This is a genomic window from Nocardioides malaquae (genome assembly GCF_015070385.1).
GTDB lineage: Bacteria > Actinomycetota > Actinomycetes > Propionibacteriales > Nocardioidaceae > Nocardioides > Nocardioides malaquae.
Map to the genome: position 1 here is coordinate 1 of NZ_JADCSA010001102.1, position 239 is coordinate 239.

Genomic DNA, 239 nt, shown 5'->3' on the forward strand with positions numbered 1-239 from the left:
CGGCAACCAGCACCGAATCGACGCCGACTTTTTCGCACTGGGCATAAAACTCATCAATGCCTTTGTTAAACACCAGATTGGCATACATCAACAGGCCAATGGGAATGGTCGGGTGTTTCTGGCGAATCAGTGCCAGCATTTCAAAACATTGTGCCGGAGGCTCACCTGCCGCAAAGGCGCGCAGAGTGGCGTTTTGGATCGTCGGGCCATCCGCCAGTGGGTCGGAGAAGGGGATACCT

General features: G+C 54.8%; 1 protein-coding gene. It reads right to left on the reverse strand.

Annotated elements, in window-relative coordinates:
* Positions 1 to 239 (reverse strand): tryptophan synthase subunit alpha (gene trpA, locus IEQ44_RS16450; RefSeq protein WP_193639480.1); only part of this gene is annotated, 239 nt, incomplete at both ends.